Annotated in this window: 9 protein-coding genes; 7 read left to right on the forward strand and 2 right to left on the reverse strand. The window is 73.3% G+C overall.

Going from position 1 to position 15957, the window contains the following annotated elements:
• The first annotated feature begins 1 nt into the window (after position 1).
• From E3N83_RS17815 to E3N83_RS17825, 3 genes are read left to right on the forward strand one after another with little or no spacing between them, the layout of a single operon-like run.
• On the forward strand, positions 2-577 hold the full coding sequence (locus E3N83_RS17815) for an adenylate kinase (RefSeq protein WP_151084471.1): 576 nt from the start codon (positions 2-4) through the stop codon (positions 575-577).
• Between the two features lie 12 nt (positions 578-589).
• Positions 590-1414 carry a type I methionyl aminopeptidase gene (map, locus tag E3N83_RS17820; protein ID WP_151084472.1) on the forward strand — a complete coding sequence of 275 codons (825 nt, stop codon included), beginning with the start codon at positions 590-592 and terminating at the stop codon, positions 1412-1414.
• A 9-nt stretch (positions 1415-1423) separates the two neighbouring features.
• Complete coding sequence (locus tag E3N83_RS17825; RefSeq protein WP_151084473.1) at positions 1424-2407, forward strand: TerC/Alx family metal homeostasis membrane protein; 984 nt, start codon at positions 1424-1426, stop codon at positions 2405-2407.
• Between the two features lie 187 nt (positions 2408-2594).
• Here the strand turns inward: E3N83_RS17825 and E3N83_RS17830 are convergent, their stop codons facing one another.
• Both E3N83_RS17830 and E3N83_RS19665 read right to left on the reverse strand, forming a co-directional pair.
• Positions 2595-3992, reverse strand: a complete 1398-nt coding sequence (locus E3N83_RS17830) for a serine/threonine-protein kinase (protein ID WP_191907853.1) — start codon at positions 3990-3992, stop codon at positions 2595-2597.
• Positions 3989-5047: an FHA domain-containing protein gene (locus E3N83_RS19665; RefSeq protein ID WP_191907854.1), complete on the reverse strand. Its 1059-nt coding sequence runs from the start codon at positions 5045-5047 to the stop codon at positions 3989-3991. The genes E3N83_RS17830 and E3N83_RS19665 overlap by 4 nt, the downstream gene beginning before the upstream one ends.
• Before the next feature lie 136 nt (positions 5048-5183).
• Here E3N83_RS19665 and E3N83_RS17835 point away from each other — a divergent pair, with 136 nt between their 5' ends.
• Genes E3N83_RS17835 through E3N83_RS17850 form a run of 4 tightly spaced genes read left to right on the forward strand, consistent with a single transcriptional unit; the run spans position 5184 to position 15939 of the window.
• Complete coding sequence (locus E3N83_RS17835; RefSeq protein ID WP_151084475.1) at positions 5184-11444, forward strand: Ig-like domain-containing protein; 6261 nt, start codon at positions 5184-5186, stop codon at positions 11442-11444.
• A 16-nt stretch (positions 11445-11460) separates the two neighbouring features.
• Positions 11461-12429, forward strand: coding sequence for an AAA family ATPase (locus E3N83_RS17840; protein WP_151084476.1), 969 nt, complete (start codon positions 11461-11463; stop codon positions 12427-12429).
• Between the two features lie 7 nt (positions 12430-12436).
• A complete protein-coding gene (locus E3N83_RS17845) occupies positions 12437-13636 on the forward strand; it encodes a DUF58 domain-containing protein (RefSeq protein WP_151084477.1) in 1200 nt (399 codons plus the stop codon).
• On the forward strand, positions 13633-15939 hold the full coding sequence (locus tag E3N83_RS17850) for a transglutaminase-like domain-containing protein (RefSeq protein ID WP_151084478.1): 2307 nt from the start codon (positions 13633-13635) through the stop codon (positions 15937-15939). The genes E3N83_RS17845 and E3N83_RS17850 overlap by 4 nt, the downstream gene beginning before the upstream one ends.
• Positions 15940-15957 lie beyond the last annotated feature (18 nt).

A 15957-nucleotide genomic window follows, 5' to 3' on the forward strand; every position in this document is an offset into this window, starting at 1 on the left:
CATGAGACTGATCCTGATGGGGCCTCCCGGAGCCGGGAAGGGTACCCAGGCCAGGTACGTCGCCGATCACTTCGGCATCCCGGCGATCTCCACCGGCGACATCTTCCGGGCCAACGTGTCGCAGGGCACCGCCCTGGGCAAGAAGGCCCAGGAGTACATGGACGCCGGCGAGTACGTCCCGGACGAGATCACCAACCTCATGGTGCGAGCCCGGATCGACGAGCCCGACGCCGCTCCCGGCTTCCTGCTCGACGGCTACCCGCGCACCCTGGCCCAGGTCGAGGAGCTGGACGGGATGATCAAGCACACCGGTCACGTCCTCGACGCGGTCGTGGTGCTCGTGGTCGACCCCGACGAGCTGGTGGCCCGGCTGGTGCAGCGCGCGGAGGTCGAGGGTCGCGCCGACGACACCGAGGACGTCATCCGGCGCCGCCAGGAGGTGTACGCCGAGCAGACCGAGCCGCTGATCGGGGTCTACCGCGGTCGCGGCATCGTCCAGGAGATCGACGGGATCGGCGAGGTCACCGAGGTGACCGAGCGGATCTTCGCCGCCCTGGACGTCGTACCCCAGAGCTGAGCGCGCGAGCTGATGGGACTCCTGGACCGCGGCCTCGAGATCAAGACGCCGGCGCAGATCGACCTGATGCGGGTCGCCGGCCTCCTGGTCGGGCAGACCCTGGAGCTGCTGCGCGACGCCTGCGCACCCGGCGTGACCACGGGCCGGCTGGACGAGCTGGCGGAGGAGCACATCCGCTCGCACGGTGGCATCCCGTCGTTCCTGGGGTACGGCGTGCCGCCCTTCCCGGCGACCATCTGCGCCTCGGTGAACGACGAGGTCGTGCACGGCATCCCGGGCGAGCGGGTGCTGGCCGAGGGCGACGTGATCTCCATCGACTGCGGCGCCATCGTCGACGGCTGGCACGGCGACGCCGCGATCACGGTCGGCATCGGGGAGATCGCCGCCGACGTGGCCGAGCTGATGCGGGTCACCGAGGAGTCGCTGTGGGCAGGGATGGCCGCCGCCCGGCTCGGAGGGCGGGTCAGCGACATCTCCCACGCCGTCGAGACCTGCGTCCGGTCCCAGGGCGGCTACGGCATCCTCGAGGACTACGTCGGGCACGGCATCGGCACCCAGATGCACCTGCCGCCCAACGTGCCGAACGTCGGACGCCCCGGCCGCGGACCCAAGCTGGTGCCCGGCCTCGCGCTCGCGGTGGAGCCGATGGTGACCCTGGGCAGCAGCGAGACCGACGTGCTCGAGGACGACTGGACGGTGGCGACCGCCGACGGCTCGATGTCGGCCCACTTCGAGCACACCTTCACCCTCACCCCCGACGGCCCCTGGGTGCTGACCGCGATCGACGGCGGCGAGCAGCGGCTGACGTCCCTCGGGGTGCCTTTCGGCGGTCGATAGGTTCGGCGCATGCATGTCGCCCCGTGGGTCTGGTGGACCACCGTCCTCCTGACGACCGCGATCCTCCTGTTCGACGTGTTCGTGATCGGTCGTCGCCCGCACGAGCCGAGTCGCCGCGAGACGTCGTTCGCCCTGGGTCTCTACGTGACGCTGGCGATCGTCTTCGGGCTCGGCGTGTGGTGGTTCTCCGGCGGCGAGTACGGCGGGGAGTTCTTCGCCGGCTGGCTGACCGAGTACTCCCTGTCGATCGACAACCTGTTCATCTTCATCGTGATCATGGGCAAGCTCGCCGTGCCCCGTGACCTCCAGCAGTCGGCCCTGCTTGTCGGGATCGTGCTGGCCCTGGTGCTGCGCGGGATCTTCATCGCCGTCGGCGCCGCGGCGATCAACCAGTTCAGCTGGGTGTTCTACATCTTCGGGGCGTTCCTCGTGATCACCGCGGTGAACCTGGCGCGCGAGGGCGGCGAGGACGACGGTGGGTACGACGAGCCGCGGCTGGTCCGCTGGCTGCGGCGTCGCCTGCCCTTCAGCGAGAGCTGGAACGGCGCCCGGCTCACCGTCTCGGAGAACGGCTCGCGGCTGTTCACCCCGATGTTCATCGTGGTGCTCACCCTCGGCGTCACCGACCTGCTCTTCGCCCTCGACTCGATCCCGGCGATCTACGGGTTGACCAGTGAGCCGTACCTCGTGCTGACCGCCAACATCTTCGCCCTGATGGGGCTGCGGCAGCTGTACTTCCTGATCGGCGACCTGCTCACCCGCCTGGTCTTCCTCTCCTACGGACTGGCGTTCCTGCTGCTGTTCATCGGCGTCAAGCTCGTGCTCCACGCGATGCACGAGAACACGCTGCCCTTCGTCAACGGCGGGGAGAACCTCTCATGGGCGCCGGACATCCCGATCTGGGTCTCCCTCGTGGTGATCGTGGCCACCCTCGCGATCACCACCGTGGCCAGCCTCGCCTCCGACAGGTTCCGGCCAGGCGCACCGGTCTGAGCCACGGACGCAGCCCACGGGCGCGGTGTGGCGGAGCGGAGGCCGGAGAGCACGTCAAGGGGCTTGGCCGCGGCGGCCGCCGACCACCGTCACCGACGACGGCGTCGCCCGGCCGACGCGCCGCCCCAGTGCCGCAGGTCTTCGCTCCGCCGCGCCGCGCACCCTCGGGAGGCGTGACTGACCTGCGTCAGCCGCAGGCGCCGGCGTAGGTCGAGGGCGGCAGGTCGGGACGCGCGAGCCGGACCTGGAGGCACACGCGCGCTGACGAGTGGATCGTCACCGAGTCCGCCGAGGTCAGGTGCGAGCCCCCGGCGCGGGGGAGGCGCCACTGGAAGGAGTCGCCCGGTTGCGGGACGTCCGCGGCGTGCCAACGGAACTCGACGGTGGCTCCCGACCGCTGGGCCGTCACGACCGGGCGCGGCACGACACCGGGTACGACGGGACCGGACGTGGTCGCGGGAGGGAGCACCACGTCGCGGCCGCCCGACCCCGAGGTGAGCCGGGGGACCACGATCACGGCCAGCACCACCAGGGCGACGACGAGGGCGGCCCACCGGGTGGCGGGCTCGACCCACCACCGGCGTCGGGCCGGGGCCGGCGTGGTGTCGCGTGCCCCGGCGACGCCCCGGGGCGCCGACCCGGAGACCACGCCGACCGGCTTCAGCTGGGTCCGGTCGCCCTCCTCCACGGGGACGACCGGCGTCGTGTGGTCGGGGCGGTCACCCTCGACCGCGATCGGCGTCCGGGAGAAGCCGGCCTGGGCCTCGATCCGCTGGAGGCTGCGAGCCAGCTCGAGCGCCGAGCCGGGCCGGTGCTCGGGGGTCTTGGACAGGCACGAGGCGAGCAGCTGGTCGAGCGCCGGCGGCACGTCGGGCCGCTGCGTGCGCGGCGGCGTGGAGTGCAGGATCCGGGCGCTGAGGGCGCGTGAGGAGTTGTCGCCGTTGGGGACCGAGAACGGCGACCGGCCGACCAGGAGGTTCCAGATCGTGGCGCCGAGGGAGTAGACGTCGGAGGCGACCGAACCGTTCGAGCGGCCGTCGAGCAGCTCCGGCGGTGACCACGGGTAGGAGATCCGGACCTCGCTGTCGCCCTCGATCTCGTGGAGCCGGCCGGCGATGCCGAAGTCGGTCAGTGCCGGCTCGTGGTACGGCGTGACCAGGACGTTGGAGGGCTTGATGTCGCGGTGGATGATCCCGCTCCGGTGGGCCGTCTCCACCGCGCTGGCCAGCTTGATGCCGGTACTGATCGCGTCGGGCACCGACATCGGCTGGGCCTGGGCTCTCGCCCCGAGATCGGGTGGTGGGCAGTAGCGCATCACCAGGAACGGCCGCGACCCCTCGGCGGCACTCGTGGTGCCGGCGGTCATCACCGAGACGATGTAGGGGTGGTCCGCCAGGCGCGCCATGGCGTTGGCCTCGGAGGTGAACATCGACTTCTCGCGCTCGGTCAGCGGTACGTCGGCGCGCACCACCTTGATCGCGACCCGCTGGTTGGGCCACTCCTGCTCGTAGAGGAACACGTCGGCGAAGCCGCCCGAGCCGAGCAGCTGCACGAGCTCGAAGCCGGGGATCACCGGGCCCTTCACGTCGCGTCTCCGGAGCGCGAGGGGTCGTCGCCCACCTCGTAAACCACCAGGAACTCGTCGGCGAGGTCGAGCGCGTGGCCGGGCTCGAGCACGTGCGGCTCCTGGGCCCGGATCGCCTCGGGTGCCCGCCCGGGCACCAGCAGGGTGGTGCCACCTCGGGAGCCGAGGTCGCGGGCGACTACCAGCCAGCCGTCGATCTCGAGGTGGACGTGCACGCGGGAGACGTACGACGCCTCGGGCGGCACGCTGACCAGGTGCGGCCACTCGCCCTGGTCGTCCACCGGGGCGGGACGGCGGCCGATCACGACGCTCCGGTCGAGCGCGACGACCTCGCCGGACGGCAGGCGCAGGCCTCCGAGTCGCGGGCGGGGGATCCGCTGCGGCTGCTGCGAGGCGACCTCGCCCCGGCAGACCCGGCAGGTCCCGGAGTACGCCGGCGTCGGGTGGCCGTGGGCGCAGAACACCGCCAGGACCGTCTCCGACGTCGGCTGGCGCAGGTGGTCGACGCGGGAGGTGCGCACCACCGTCGCGGACTGTCGGTGGGTGGTCCGGCCGTCGTGCTCGGCCCCCTCCTCGGGGGGCTCGGCCGCCGGTTGGTCCGGGCGTCGTCGGAGGCCTGTGGGCACGTCCGGCCCCACGGACGCGGCCACTTCCTCGGGGATGCCGTCGATCAGGCGACGCCGGCCCACGGGGGCGTCGGCCGGCTCGAGCCGGACCGCGGCACCGGCCACGATGCCACCCGCAAGCGGCAGCCACGGCCCGTCGAGGTCGAGTCCGACCGTGAGCTCGGGACCGGCGCCGTGGGCGACCGCACCCCCGCCCCGCACCTGGCATCGGCCGACGTCCCAAGCGGCGACCGACGGCGGCCGCCCGGCGTACGCCCGTTCCACCACGGCGAGGGCCTGGTCGAGGCCGAGCCCGGTCAGGGCCTCCCAGAGGTCGCGGATCACGCACTCCTCGGGCTGGTCGGCCACGAGCAGCCAGCGGTCGCCGGTGCCGAGGAGCAGACCGGCGCCGGGCGCGTAGCTCCAGCGCTGCGTTGCGCCTGCGGTCACGAGCGTTCCTCCGAGAGTGGTCGGGCCGGTCACATTCTCACCTGCGGGATCCCCGGTGACGCACCGAAGGTCACAGATCGGCGAAAGGTTTGGCCGGACTCGCGGGCTCACGTAGCCTCCGTCACGCAGGATCCTGGTGACGGGAGAAGACGTGGATCTCGGGGTGGCGATGCAGCGACGGCGCGTCGCCATCGCGTCGTACCTGGCGCTGGCTCTGGCAGTCGGCCTGGTGGTCGTCTACGCCGTGGCGGCGCAGGGCTACCGCGCCCACCAGACGCGCCTCAACGACGGCGGCATCTGGGTCACCGACAACCGCGACAGCGCCTACGGCCGGATGAACAAGCCGATCGGCCAGCTCGACGGAGCCGTCTTCGCCGGGCTCGACGCCAACCTCGACGTCGCCCAGGACGACTCCGCGATCGTCGGGATCAACCTCTCCGGCGGCACGATGTCGCCGCTCGACCCGTCGACGATGCGCCCGCCGTCGAGCTCCTCGGTGCCGATCCCGGCCGCCCCGCAGGTCGAGGCCGCCGGCGGGACCCTCGCTGTGCTCGACACCGACCAGGGCACGCTGTGGGCGACGCGGGTCGACACCGTGGCCGGGGTGCCCGACCTGGCCCAGGTCGGCCGTGAGGCGAAGCCGCTGGCGAAGGTGGGCCGGACCGCCGCTCTCGCGGTGACCGACCTCGGCACCGTGCTCGCGGTCTCCGCGGTCACCGGCAACCTGCTGACGATCCCCGCCGCCGGGGCGACGGCCTCGGGCTTCGGCCCGGTGCACAGCCAGCACCTCGCCGGGAGGCCGAGCGGTTCGAAGTCCCTCCAGCTGACCGCGGTCGGCGCGACCCCGGTGGTCCTCGACCCGGTCACCGGAGCCCTGCGCGTCGTCGGTGGCGGTACGGCACAGGTGCCTCCCGGCTCGGTGCTGCAGCAGCCGGGGCCGGCAGGCGACAGCGTCCTGGTCGACACCCCGACCTCGCTGGTCGAGGTCGACCTGTCCACCGGGGCGAGCAGCACGCTGGCCGGCCAGGTCTCCGGCCGCCCCAGCCGGCCGGTCCGCCTCGGCACCTGCGCGTACGGCGCGTGGTCCGGCGGGACCGGCTTCGTCGCCACCCGCTGCGGTGCCGGTGACCCGATGGTCGCCGGGCTGCGGGCCCAGACCACCGACCTGGTCTTCCGGGTCAACCGGGGGCAGGTCGTGCTCAACGACCGTGGCGACGGCGCCGTCTGGGACGTCGACCACGCCCAGCCGCGGCGCCTCGACAACTGGGACGCCTACCGGTCGACCCCGACCAGATCCAGCCGGCACCAGCACGACGACAACCCCGACCTCGGGGACCGGCGGCCGCCCAAGGCCAAGGACGACAGCTTCGGCGCGCGCCCCGGACGCTCCACCGTGCTGCACCCCCTCGACAACGACAGTGCCCCGGCCGGCCGGCTGCTGGCGATCCGGGCGATCCAGCAGGTGTCCGACCCGGCAGCACGGGTCCGGATCAGCCCCGACGGGCAGACCGTCGACCTCACCCTGCCGCCGCGTGCGACCGGGGTGACCACGTTCGAGTACTTCGTCGACGACGGCCGAGACGGTGTCTCCGGCCACGCGACCGTGCGCGTCCAGGCGCGGGTGGGCGCGGTCAACCAGCCGCCCGATCTCCGTGCCGGCGCCAAGCCACGGGTCTGGAACATCCCGGCTTCCGGCACGATGACGGTCCCGGTGCTCGCCGACTGGCGCGACAACCGCGACGGTGACGCCCTGACGCTGGTCTCGGCGTCGCCCGAGACCGGCGCCGACCACGGGGCGACCGCCACGACGACCGACGCCGGCGCCGTCCGCTTCCACGCGCCCGACGACCCCGGCCTGGTCCGGGTCCGGTACGCCGCCACCGACAGCCTGTCCGCCCCGGTGGAGAGGACGCTGACCTTCCGCGTCGAAAGCCGCGACGGGGACGCGTCGTACCCCGCCGTCGCGGAGCCCGACGTCATCGCCGGCCAGGTCGGCAAGCCGATCACCGTGAAGCCGCTGCTCAACGACCTGCCGGGGTCCGACCCGATCGACCCCCAGGCCGCCCTCGGGCTGGCCGGCCGGGTCGCCCAGCCGGACGGCGCGCACGTGACCACCGACCTCGACCAGGGCACGATCACCCTCGAGAGCCCGACCGCGCACACCTACTTCCTCGACTATCAGGCCTCCTACGGCAACGCCAAGGCCACGCCCGGCCGGATCCGCGTCGACGTGAAGGCACCCGCCCGGACCCCGCAGGACCCCGTCGCGATGCCCGACCAGGTGACGCTGCACGGCCAGGAGCCGGCACTGGTCGACGTGCTGGCCAACGACTCCGACCCGGCCGGTGGGCTGCTCGAGGTGCAGAACGCCGCCGCCGACGACCCGACCCAGCTCGACGTCGGCGTCGTCGACGGTCGATGGCTGCGGGTCTCGGCACCCCGCGGTGCGCTGGCTCCCGACCCGCAGGTCGTGACCTACCAGATCAGCGACGGTGAGCACTCCGGGATCACCGGCCAGGTGGTGGTGAACCAGCGACCGACCCCGGCCGACGACACCCCGGTCACCAGCGACGACGAGGTCACGGTCCGGGCCGGGAACGCCGTGGCGGTGCCGGTGCTGGACAACGACTTCAGCCCGGCCGGTGACCAGCTCGAGCTGCTGCGGACCGTCGCCGGGCAGCGACCCGGCCGGCTCGAGGTCGGCCAGGACGGCGGGCAGGGGCCGTCGGGGTCGGCGTACACCGTGGGCCGGCAGGTGCGCTACGTCGCGCCGGCATCGGTCTCGGAGCCGCAGGACGTCCAGGTGCGCTACGTCGCCGTGAACGCCTCCGGTGCGACGGCGCCCGGCACCCTCGACGTGACGGTGATCCCGCGGCAGAAGGGCAACGACCCGCCCAGCCCACCGCCGCTCGAGGGCCGGGTCGTCTCCGGCGACGTGGTCAAGCTCCGGCTGCCGGGCTCGGGGGTGGACCCCGACGGCGACGCCGTCACCATCCTCGGCCTCGACAGCGCGCCCGCCCTCGGCCGGATCCTCAAGATCGGTGCGAACTCGATCGACTACCAGGCCTACCCCGGCAGCGTCGGGACCGACGAGTTCAGCTACCGGCTGACCGATGCGCTCGGTGCCACCTCGACCGGCACCGCCCGCGTGGTGATCGCGCCCCCGGGCACCCCGCAGGCGCCCCTGGCGGTGGCCGATGCGATGACCGTGGCTCCCGGTCGGACGGCGTCGGTGGACGTGCTGGCCAACGACCTGGTGTCCTCGGGAGACCGGGTCACCGTCAGCCTGGTGGGCCCGCCCCCGGGCGTGAGCCTCGAGTCGCCGACGGGCCCGGTCCGGATCCAGGCGCCGCGCACCGCGGACGGCCGCAACGAGGTGGTCGTCTACCGGATCAGCAACGGCCTCGAGGTCTCGCAGTCGACGGTCACCCTGACCGTGGTGGCCGGCTACGACAACCCGCCGGTGGTCTTCGACGCCTTCGGCGCGACCGGCAACGGCGACACGGTGACCACCGACGTCCTGGCCACGGCGTACGACCCGGACGGGCCGCCGGGCGACCTCCGGATCAGCAAGGTCCTGGCCCCGCGCGGCGTCACCGCCCGGGTGGTGGGGGGATCGAGGATCCGGGTCTCCCGCGGCCACGACCCCACGGTGGTGCCGTTCGTGGTCACCGACGGCGAGGGTGCGGCGACCACCGGCAACCTCTACGTCCCGGCGGCGACGGGTGGGCTGCCCTACGTGAAGCCCGGCGCCCTGCTCCGGGTCAAGCCGGACGGCTCGGTCAGCGGCCGGCTGTCGGACCTCGTGGTCAACCCCTCCGGCGGCCCGGTCCGGTTCACCTCGGCCACCCGGGTCTGGACCTCCCCGCAGCCCGGTCTCGACGTGGTGACCACCGGCCGGGACACCTTCCGGATCGATGCCGGCCACCGCTACGCCGGGCCGGGGGCGATGGTCTTCGAGGTGACCCGGGCCGCCGGTCCGAACGCCGCGAGCAACGGCCGGGCCCGGACGGTCGTGCTGTCGGTGCCCGTGCAGGTGGGTCAGGACAAGCCGATCCTGCGCTGCCCGAGCAACAGCCTGACCGTGCCCCAGGGGCAGGCGATCACCGTGGACATCCTGGCCATGTGCCACGTCTGGACGATCGACCCCGCCCAGCAGTCGAGCCTGACCTACGCCGCCGGGTGGGACGGCAACGCGCAGGGGCTCGACCTCGGCAGCGTGACCGGGTCGCGGGTCGAGATCCGTGCGGCCGGCAGTGCCACCCCGGGCACCACCGCGGTGCTCGACGTGTCGGCCTCCGGGAGCGACCGGGGCCAGATCCGGATCCGGGTGACCCGGACGGCACCACCCCGACTGATCCCGATCAAGGTCTCCGACCTGCGCTTCGGCGAGACCCGCACCCTCGACCTCGCCTCGTACCTCGTCCCGGGCGTGCGCAACCCCCGGCCCACCGTGATCTCCGCCGCCGAGACCTCCGGTGTTCCGGTCCGGATCACCACCCAGGGCACGACGGTGTCGCTCCGCGCGCTCCGCCACGTGCACGGGCACGCCACCTTCCGGATCGTGATGTCCGACGCCGGCCCCGGTGCCGGCCCGGAGCGCCGCGTGCAGGGCCTGCTCTCGCTCGACATCCTCGACGTGCCCGGGCAGCCCGGGCAGCCGCTCCCGGACGGCGTCACCCATGACGCCAAGGTGCCGATGTCGTGGTCGCCGGCGGTGGCCAACGGCGCGCCGGTCACCGGCTACCAGGTCCGTGACGACCACGGGAGGACCACCTCCTGCGGCTCGACGGCCTGCACGGTGACCGGCCTGCACAACGGCACGACGTACCGCTTCTCGGTGCGCGCCCACAACGCCGTGGGCTGGGGCGCGTGGAGCCCGTGGTCGCGCCAGGCGACCCCCGATGCCGCGGCCGGCCAGGTGAGCGCGGTCCGGATGACCCAGCAGGGCGACCACTTCATCTCGCTGGCGTGGCGCCGGCCGCCGGTGCAGGGCACCCAGGTCACGACCTACCGGGTCACCTGGACCGGCGCCGGCCGCTCGATCCGGGTGACCGGCGAGCACGCGACCGTGACCGGGCTCGACAACGACACCCGCTACCGGTTCACGATCGTCCCCTACAACGGGTTCGGTGCCGGTGCCCACTACGTCTCCCCGTGGTTCCAGCCGATGGGGCCCCCGGACGCCCCGGGCAAACCGACGGTGCGCGACGTCCCGCAGGACGGCAACACCGCCCAGGTGGCCGTGTCGTGGCCGGCGGTCGCCGCGAACGGGCCGCCCGAGGTGCACTACGACGTGTTCCGCGACGGCACCCCGGTCTGCCAGGGCGTCACCGCGCTCAGCTGCACCGACCAGGGGATGGCCTACGACGGCACGACCTACACCTACACCGTGACCGCGACCAACAAGAACGGCCACGGCGTGACCTCCCCCCACAGTGTCGGTACGACGTACCAGGCGGTCGGCTCGCCGGGGACCTGGGGCAACGACTGGAGCGCCCAGGCCACCGGCAACGACCAGGAGGTCCAGGTCAGCTACACGGTGCCCGGCTCGCGCGGGGCGCAGTCGCGGGTCGACGTGCTGGTCGACGGCAACGTGAACCAGTCGTTCGACGAGACCGGCTCGCACGCGCACAAGATCACCGTGGCCGACGACGACCACTCGTTCGCGATCTCGCTGCGGGTCTGCAACGAGTTCAACCGCTGCTCGACGACCGGCGGGTCCCAGAGCGTGCAGCCGTACGGACCGCTGCGCGACAGCGCGATCACGAACTTCACCCCGGTGGCCAGCGGCCCGAACGTGACCTACCAGATCACCGGGGACACCAACGGTCGCCCGGCCGACCTCGTGCTCACCCACGGCGACGGCAGCCAGCAGGTGTGGCACCTGCCGGCAGGGCCGTTCACGGTGACCTCGGACCCGGCCACCGTCGGCTACGACCGCTCCGAGCAGGCCCGGCTGGCCATGAGCGACCCGCAAGGGGGCCGCGGCACCGCCAACGCCCAGGTCCGAGGGCAAGCGGCGTCACCGCCCCAGGCCCACGTGTCGGTGAGCCGCGGCAGCCTCTGCAACGACGGCAACGGCTCGGGTGAGCCGTCCTGCCAGCAACGCGGCTCCGACCCGCGCTGCACCGACCCCAGCTGCGGGCACGTCCAGTTCTCGCTCGACTCGTTCGTCGACGAGAACGGCGCACCGGCCCAGGCGACCTGCTCGCTCTCGGCCGCCGACGGAGCCCTCTGGGGCTGGCTGGGGCACATCTGGACCGTCAGCAACGGCACCTCGGAGTTCCCGGACGCCTACTACGGGTCGCCGGGCAACACCGTGACCGTCACCTGCAGCGACACCACCGGCAACCAGGGCCAGCGCGCGACCAGCACCTTCCAGTGGCCCAACTAACCGACGAGGAACAACCGTGACGATCTCCGAACAGCAGGCCGCGTGGTTCGCCACGACCTTCGACGAGCTCACCGCCAACATGGAGCAGGCCGTGCTCGGCAAGCGGCACGTCGTACGCCTGGCCCTGACCTGCCTGCTCTCCGAGGGGCACCTGCTGCTGGAGGACTTCCCCGGCACCGGCAAGACCATGCTGGCGCGGGCCCTGGCCAACACGGTGCAGGGCAGCAACGCCCGGATCCAGTTCACCCCCGACCTGCTGCCCAGCGACGTGGTCGGCGTCACCGTCTACGACCAGCACAAGGGCAGCTTCGAGTTCCATCCCGGCCCGATCTTCCACACGATCGTGCTCGCCGACGAGATCAACCGGGCCTCGCCCAAGACCCAGTCCGCCCTGCTGGAGGTGATGGAGGAGAACCGCGTCACCGTCGACGGGGTGCCGCACCCCGTGGGCAGGCCGTTCCTCGTGATCGCCACCCAGAACCCGATCGAGCAGGCGGGCACCTACCGGTTGCCGGAGGCCCAGCTGGACCGCTTCCTGATGAAGACCGCGATGGGGTACCCCGACCGCGCGGCGACCGTCGAGCTCCTGGTCAACGCGAAGGTGCGCGACCGGGCGGCGCTGGTCTCCCCGGTGATCACCGCCCAGGCGATCGCCCAGATGAGCGGCCTGGCCGACGACGTGTACGTCGACCCGGCGGTGATCAGCTACGTCGCCGAGCTTGCCGAGGAGTCGCGTCGGCAGCCGCACGTACGGTTGGGGCTGTCCGCGCGCGGCTGCCTGGCGATGATCCGGGTCGCCAAGACCTGGGCGGCGGCCGACGGTCGCAACCACGTGCTGCCCGACGACGTGAAGGCACTGGCCGAGCCGGTGCTGTGCCACCGGCTGCTGCTCGATGCCGAGGCGCAGTTCAGCGGGGTCGGCGTGCACGACGTGATCGGCCGCCTGCTGGACTCCGTGTCGCCACCGACCGACCGGGTGGCGTGAGCTCCCGATGAGCCCGACCGACCGCGCGCGTGGGGCCTGGGGGGTGGTCAATCCTCTGGGCCGGGTCGTCGTCGCCCTCGGCCTGCTGCTGGCGGTGGTGGCGGGTGTCGCGCACTGGCGCGAGGTGGCGGTGCTGTCGGCGGCCTGCCTCCTGCTGATGTTGCTCGCGCTGCCGTTCCTGGTCGGCCGGACCTCGGTCCGCGTCGACCTGCGCCTCCAGCCCGAGCGGGTCACCGCGGGGGAGTCGGTCGCAGCGAGCGTCACGGTCACCAACCTCGCTCCGCGGCGGATGCTCCCGACCCTGCTGGAGGTCGCGGTCGGCCCGCTGCTGCACCGGTACGCCGTACCAGCGCTCGGGGCGGCCGGGCGGCGAGGCGACTCGACGGAGGAGAACCTCACGATCCGCACCGAGCGGCGCGGGGTGATCCCGGTCGGGCCGGTGCTGACCCGCCGCGGCGACCCGCTCGGGCTCTCCTCGGTCGACATCCGCTGGACCGGGGTCACCGAGATCATGGTGCGCCCGCCGATGGTGGGCCTCGAGGCGCTCGGCGCCGGTCTGCTCCGCGACCTCGAGGGCGTCTCCACCGACGCCCTCTCGCAGAGCGACCTCGCCTTCCACGCGCTGCGCGAGTACTCACCCGGCGACGACCTGCGCCATGTGCACTGGCGCTCGTCGGCCAAGGCGATGGCCGCGTCGGGCGACACCGCGCTGCTCGTGCGTCAATACCTCGACACCCGACGCAGCCACGCCACCGTCGTCGTCGACGACGACCCGGGCGGGTGGACGACGACCGAGGACTTCGAGACCGCGATGTCGGTGGCGGCGTCGATCATCCGGCGTTCGATCCTCGACGAGCTCGACGTCTCGTTCGTCTGTGGCCGGCGGGCCGCCACCGGCGTCAGCGGCCACCTCGCGCTCGACGCCCTGTGCCGGGCGGAGACCGGTGACGTCGGCCTGGTCCGGGCCGCGCAGCGGGCGGCCACCGCGGCGCCGGACACCAGCGTCCTGTTCCTGCTGAGCGGGGCCCTGGCGCCGTTCGCGGACCTCCAGCGCGCGGCCGCCGCCTTCCCGCCGGAGGTACGCCGGTTCGCGCTGGTGGTCGACCCCGACGCGGCGCCGACGGTCACCGAGGCGGCCGGGCTGCCGGTGCTGCGCCTGGCCACGAAGGACGACGCTCCCGCCCTGCTCCAGTGGAGCGTGCGATGAGCCCGGCCAGCCACGCGGTCACTCACGACCGTCGGACCCGGGTCGACCTCGGCCTGCTCCTCGCCCTCCTCCTGGTCACGCTGGCCGGGCTGGCCCCGACCTATCAGGGATGGGGCTTCCTCGTGGTCGGCCTGGCCGGTGCGGTGCTCTCCGCGGGCGCCCTCCTGCTGGTGCGCGCCCTGGCGTGGCCGTCGATCACCGCGGTGCTCCTGACCCTGGCGCTGTACTACCTGGCCGGCGGCCCGGCGTGCCTGCGCGGCGAGGGCACGTCGGCGTCGTTGCCCGGTCCCACCAGCGCCCGCCTGCTGACCCACGAGGCGGTGTTCGGCTGGAAGGACCTGCTGACCACCCTGCCGCCGCTGGACGCGAGCGGCCCACTGCTCGCGCTGCCGTTCATCCTGGGCCTCGCCGGGGGGCTGGCCGGAATGTTGCTGGCGGGGGTCGAGCCGGGGCCGGCCCGGGTGGGCGCCGCGCTGCCGTTGCTCTCGCCCCTGGTGCTGCTCGCGCTGGTGATCCTGCTCGGCGTGCACCGTCCCCAGTCACTGTGGCTCCAGGGAGTCGGCTTCGCGGTGCTGGCCCTGGTCTGGCTGGTTGTGCGCCACGACCGCTCGGGCGGCGCCGTCCGCGACACCGCCTCACGGCTGCGTCGTACGACGACGGGTGGCGCGCTGCTCGCCGCGGCCGCGCTGCTCGCGCTCCCGGTCGGCACCTGGGCCGCCGGTGGCGACTCGGGACGCACCGTGCTGCGCACCTACGTCAGCCCGCCGTTCGACATCGGGCAGTACCCCTCCCCGCTGGCGTCGTACCGGCGCTACGTCCCGGAGCCGGCCCGGTCCCACGACCCGCAGAACCTCCACGACCAGACCCTGTTCACGATCACGGGGGTGCCGGCCGGGACCCGGGTCCGGATCGCCACGCTGGACCACTACGACGGCGTCGTCTACGGCGCCTCGAACGGCTCCGAGCCCGGGCCGGTCGACGACACGTTCCAGCGGGTGTCCTCGTCGATCGACGACCCGGTCGCCGGCACCCCGGTGCAGGGCACCGTCACCCTCGGTCCCGGCTACTCCGGGGTGTGGCTGCCGGTCGCCGGGGCGCTTCAGCACCTGCGCTTCGAGTCGGGCGACACCGGCGCGATGGCCGAGACGTTCCGCTACAACCTGGCGACCTCGACCGGGGTGGTGCCGTCGGGGCTGGTGCCCGGGAACTCCTGGAGCTACTCCGCCGTGCTGCCCGACCAGAGGCTCAGCGCCCGTGACGTCCCCGGCGCGCCCCTGGTCGAGACCGCGGTGGACGGCGCGTTCCTGGACACGCTCGCGGCCAAGTGGGCCCAAGGCGCCAGCGCACCGATGCAGCAGCTGTTCGCCATCGCGAGACACCTGAAGAACGACGGGAAGTTCTCCGACGGTGTCACCCGCGCCGAGCGGGTCTACCACGCGGGACACAACGAGTTCCGGCTCGCCGACGACCAGGGCGGCGTCAACTCGCGGGGCATCGTCGGCGACGACGAGCAGTACGCCGCCTGGATGTCCCTCCTGGCCAACCAGGTCGGGGTGCCGGCCCGCGTCGTGTTCGGTGCCGTGGTGCCGGCCGGTGGCGTGGTCACCGGTGCCGACGTGCACGCGTGGGTCGAGGTCCGCGTCGGGGACGGCTCGTGGCGCACCCTGCCGACCTCGGCGTTCATGGACCACGACAAGCCCGCCACCCTGCCTCCGCAGTCGCAGCAGCAGATGACCGGAGCCGTCGTACCCCCGCCGCAGCCGATCCCGCCGCCCTCCTCGGCCGGCGACCAGTCCGACACCGACATGCGGGCCCAGAAGAGCAGGCACACGACGACCACGCCGCCGCCCACCACCTCACGTGCCGCGGCCTGGGTCGGCCGGGTGGTGACCTACGTCGGAGTTCCGGTGCTGCTGGTCGCCGCGGTCGTGGGCGGCATCCTGGGTGCCAAGCTGCTGCGCCGCCGCCGACGCCGTACGGCGCCGCGCATCTCGTCCCGCTTCGTCGGAGGTTGGCACGAGCTGGTCGACCACGCCCGCGACCTCGGCCAGCCGATCCCGGTGGGGATGGTGACCCGGCGCGAGCAGGCGGGCTGGTTCGCCGATCCGGCCAGCCGCGCAGCCGCGCCGGGCCTGGCCCGCACCGCAGACCGCCACGTCTTCGGTCCCGCCTCACCGGCCGCCGAGGCGGCCGAGGCCTTCTGGCGCGCCGTCGACGCCGAACGTCGGGCGATGAGCGCTTCGGCCGACCGTGGCCGCCGGATCCGGGCGGCGCTCGCCGTGCGCACCTTCCGCCGCGTCTGACTCGGCCCCCTGGGGGCG

It is taken from the genome of Nocardioides cynanchi, assembly GCF_008761635.1.
Taxonomy (GTDB): Bacteria; Actinomycetota; Actinomycetes; order Propionibacteriales; family Nocardioidaceae; genus Nocardioides; species Nocardioides cynanchi.

Bases quoted from the DNA above. Each gene is read 5' to 3' on its own strand.
- E3N83_RS17815 (WP_151084471.1), top strand. From the start codon at position 2: ATGAGACTGATCCTGATGGGGCCTCCCGGAGCCGGGAAGGGTACCCAG.
- map (WP_151084472.1), top strand. From the start codon at position 590: ATGGGACTCCTGGACCGCGGCCTCGAGATCAAGACGCCGGCGCAGATC.
- E3N83_RS17825 (WP_151084473.1), top strand. From the start codon at position 1,424: ATGCATGTCGCCCCGTGGGTCTGGTGGACCACCGTCCTCCTGACGACC.
- E3N83_RS17845 (WP_151084477.1), top strand. From the start codon at position 12,437: ATGAGCCCGACCGACCGCGCGCGTGGGGCCTGGGGGGTGGTCAATCCT.
- E3N83_RS17850 (WP_151084478.1), top strand. From the start codon at position 13,633: ATGAGCCCGGCCAGCCACGCGGTCACTCACGACCGTCGGACCCGGGTC.